The organism is Streptomyces sp. NPDC057939 (assembly GCF_042887545.1).
Classification (GTDB): domain Bacteria; phylum Actinomycetota; class Actinomycetes; order Streptomycetales; family Streptomycetaceae; genus Streptomyces.
Map to the genome: position 1 here is coordinate 43,312 of NZ_JBHVPG010000032.1, position 4,032 is coordinate 47,343.

Annotated in this window: 2 protein-coding genes; both read left to right on the plus strand. The window is 70.7% G+C overall.

Going from position 1 to position 4,032, the window contains the following annotated elements; all coding sequences use genetic code 11:
* The first annotated feature begins 329 nt into the window (after window positions 1–329).
* Window positions 330–1,175: a hypothetical protein gene (locus tag ACFVS6_RS28490; protein WP_389708188.1), complete on the plus strand. Its 846-nt coding sequence runs from the start codon at window positions 330–332 to the stop codon at window positions 1,173–1,175.
* A partial coding sequence (locus ACFVS6_RS28495) for a caspase family protein (protein ID WP_389708190.1) occupies window positions 1,172–4,032 on the plus strand: 2,861 nt, incomplete at its 3' end. The genes ACFVS6_RS28490 and ACFVS6_RS28495, both read left to right, overlap by 4 nt.

Here is a 4,032-nt window from a genome sequence, read left to right on the forward strand (position 1 = left end):
TTCGCTTCCCGTGATTGCAGCGCCGCCGGCCTTGCACAGGCCGATGGACGCGCGGCCGGCATGCGTATGAAAATGTCCCGTCGCCTTCAGTGAGGAAGGCGACGGACTCGGTGGGTTGATCTTCCAGTTGTTACCTAGCAGTACTCCCCCAGCAGCAGCACCTGCCCCCCGTGTCGGAGCGGTTCGCCAGGGAGCGGTGTGGCAGCCATTGATGTTGGGGATTCACCTGCCGGGGGTGAATCGGTACTGGTAAGTGTGGATCCGTTGGAGCCGGGGTCTTCTTGTCGGGTGGGGTGGGTGTCATGGCGCGGGTCGTTTGCGTGCACGGGATGGGTCAGCAGGTGCAGGGGGAGGACCGCCTGCGTTCGGTGTGGTGGCCGGCGCTCAGTGACGGCTTACGGCGTGCCGGAGCGGAAGGCCTGGTGGCCGAGGCGGATGTCGCGGTCGGCTTCTACGGGGACTTGTTCCGCCCCGCCGGGCAGTTCCTGTCCGTCGGTGACCCTCCCTACAGCGCGGCGGACGTCGAGGACGGCTTCGAACAACAACTTCTGGCAGCGTGGTGGAAGGGCGCCGCGGAGACGGACCCGGAGGTGGTGTCGCCCGACGCCGACGATGCTCTGGTCGCCGCCCCCCGGTCCGTGCAGGCGGCGCTGCGTGCCCTGTCCGGGTCGAAGTTCTTCGCGGACCTGGCTCTGCGGGCGGTGGTCTCGGACCTCAAGCAGGTCCGCGCCTACCTGACCGACCCGAAGACGCGCGAGCAGGCGCGCGGCCGGGTCATGGACCGGATCGGCCCGGACACCCGTGTGGTGGTCGCGCACTCGCTCGGCTCGGTGGTCGCCTACGAGGCCCTGTGTGCACTGCCCGGGCATCAGGTGCGGGCGCTGGTGACGATCGGCTCGCCTTTGGGCATCCGCAACCTGGTCGTCGACCGTCTCCAGCCGGCACCCACCCGTGAGGGCAAGGCGCTGCGCGGGGCGTGGCCGGGTGGCGACGAGCTGGCGTGGACGAATCTGGCCGGTACGGGGGACGTGGTTGCTCTGGTGAAGGACCTCCGCCCTGTCTTCGGCGACCGGTTGCGCTCGGCCGTGCTGTCGAATGGCACTCACGCGCACGACGCCACCGCCTACCTCACCGACGCTCTGTGTGGGCGGGCGATCGCCGAGGGACTGGCGTGAGCGGTGGCGGCGCCGCGGACGGGCCGCGCAGATACTTGATCGCCGCGGTGGTCGCCGACTATCCGAAGAAGCCGTCCTGGAACCGGCCCGGTCTGGTGGAGGCCCGGGACCGGGTCGTCGACCTATTCACGGGACCGCTCGGCTACCGCCTCCATGACCCGCTGCCGCTCAGCCCCACCAAGCAGCAGCTCACCGACGCCCTGAACGCGTTCTGCACGTCGCCGGAGCGGCGCGAGGACGACCTGCTGACGCTCTACCTGTCCTGCCACGGTGAGATCCTCGACGACAGCGACGAACACGTGCTGCTGACGACCGACACCGACCCCACGCGCCTGACCTACACGTCGCTGCCCACCGCGGAGCTGACGCGGGCCATGCTGCGCGGTACCCGGATCCGGCGCGTGATGCTGCTGCTGGACGCCTGTTACGTCGGTCAGGGCGGCAACCAGCTGTTCTCCGCCGCGCTGGAGCGTCTTGGCCCGGTGTGGGGCAGGAAGGCCGGGGCGGGGCTGGTGGTCGTCTCCTCCGCTCAGCCGCACCAGCAGGCACACGCAGGCCTGTTCCCCAAGCTGCTGGAAGAGGCCGTCTCCGCTCTGTCGGTCGCCGGACACGGACCCGGCACGCTGTCGGTCAACGCCGTCGTCCAACACATGAACCGCTCCCCGGGCCTGCCCGGCGACCAGCGGATCGGCCTCGCCACGGTCGGCCTGGACGACGCAGCGTTCTTACCCAACCCCCGCCACGACATCCAGTTGAACGAGGTCGACCTCGCCCTGCAGCAGGCCGCCGGCTTCGACGAGCAGGACCGCAGGCGCGACGCCGAACTCACCTCCCGCCTGCTGGTGCGCGCCATGGGCTACCAGGGGCGCCTGGGCAACGAGCTCACCGCCCCCGCCTGGTGGTTCTCCGGCCGCGAGACCGCCCTGCGCCACCTCGCCAATTGGCTCGACTCCCAACCTGGGCCGGACGCCCAGTGCTGCCGGGTGGTCACCGCCGGCCCCGGGTCCGGCAAGACCGCCGTCCTCGGCCTGATCGCCGCCCTCAGCCATCCCGAACGCCGCCGCACCGTCCCCCTCGACTCACTCGACATCTCACCGAACCTGATCACGCCCGGCGTCCTCGATGTCGCCGTCTACGCCCAAGGCCTGAGCGACACCGACGTCCTCGACGCGATCCGCGCCGCCGCCCGCATCCACACCCCTACCGCCACAGTCGGCGAACTCCTCACGGCCCTCGATGACCGCCCCAAGCCGTTGACCGTCCTCATCGACGCCCTTGACGAAGCCACCACCCCCCTCACTCTCTGCACCTCCATCCTGCGCCCCCTGATCGAGCACTCCCGAGGACGTATCCGCCTCCTGATGGGCACCCGTCCCTTCCTCCTGCCGCGCCTGGGCATCGACCCTGACGACACCCAGCAGGTCATCGACCTCGACAGCCGGTTGTTTGCCGACCACGATGCCCTCGTCACCTACACGTCCCGCACCCTGCTCCAGGCCCGCACCACCTCCCCCTACCGGGACGCGCCACACCTGGTGCGGCCGGTCGCCGACATCGTCGCCCGCGCCGCAGGTCGCTCCTTCCTCATCGCCCGCATCACCGCCGGCACCCTCGCCGCCACCCCCACCATCCCCGATCCCTCCGACCCGGCCTGGCGCGCCTCCCTGCCCCGCCACGCAGGCGACGCCATGCGCGAAGACCTCCACCAACGCCTCGGCCCCCACGCCCAGCGCGCCACCGACCTCCTGCTCCCCCTCGCCTACGCCCAAGGCCAAGGCCTGCCGTGGGAAGACATCTGGGCGCCCCTCGCCACCGAGATCTCCGGCCGGACCCTCACCGACGAGGACCTGCTCTGGCTGCGCCACGAAGCCGGTTCCTACGTCGTCGAGGCCACCGAGAACGACCGCTCCGCCTACCGGCTCTACCACGAAGCAATGGCCGAGCACCTGCGCGAGGAAACCGACGAGCAGGCCGTACACGCCGCCTACGTGCGGGTCCTCACCGACCGCGTGCCCTACCGCGCGGACGGCAGCCGCGACTGGTCCCGCGCCCACCCCTACACACGCGCCCACCTCGCCCACCACGCCACCCAAGCCGGACTGCTCGACCACGTCCTCACCGACAGCGACTACCTCGTCCACGCCGAACCCCGCGGCCTCACCCCCCACCTCAACCACGCCCACGAAGACACCGCCCGCCTGGCCGCCGCCGTCTACCGCACGAGTCTCCACCTCCACCAGGACGCCTCGCCCCGGCAACGCCGCGAGGTCCTCGCTCTCGAAGCAGCCCGCGCCGGCGCCGACCAGATCCGCCAGGACCTCACCCACCACATCCCACCCGGCACCTGGACACCGCAGTGGGCCACGGGCAGCACCTTCAACCCCGCCCTTCGCAACACCTTCACCGGCCTCACGGGCTCGGTGTCCGTGGTGGCTTGCACCGTGCTGAACGGACAACCCGTCGCTGTCACCGGCAGCGACGACGGCACCGTGCGGATCTGGGACCTCACCACCGGCCGGGCCGTGGGCAAACCCCTCACAGGCCACACCGGCACCGTGTTCGCCGTGACATGCACCCTGCTGGACGGACGACCCGTCGCCGTCACCGGCAGCTGGGACAACACCGTGCGGGTGTGGGACCTCGCCACCGGCCAGCCCGTCGGCAAACCCCTCACCGGCCACACGGGCTCGGTGTCCGCGGTGGCTTGCACCGTGCTGAACGGACAACCCGTCGCCGTCACCGGCAGCGCGGACAACACCGTACGGATCTGGGACCTCACCACCGGCCGGGCCGTGGGCAAACCCCTCACAGGCCACACCGGCACCGTGTTCGCCGTGACATGCACCCTGCTGGACGG

Coding starts and splice junctions, on each gene's coding strand:
- ACFVS6_RS28490 (WP_389708188.1), top strand. CDS start 330: ATGGGTCAGCAGGTGCAGGGGGAGGACCGCCTGCGTTCGGTGTGGTGG.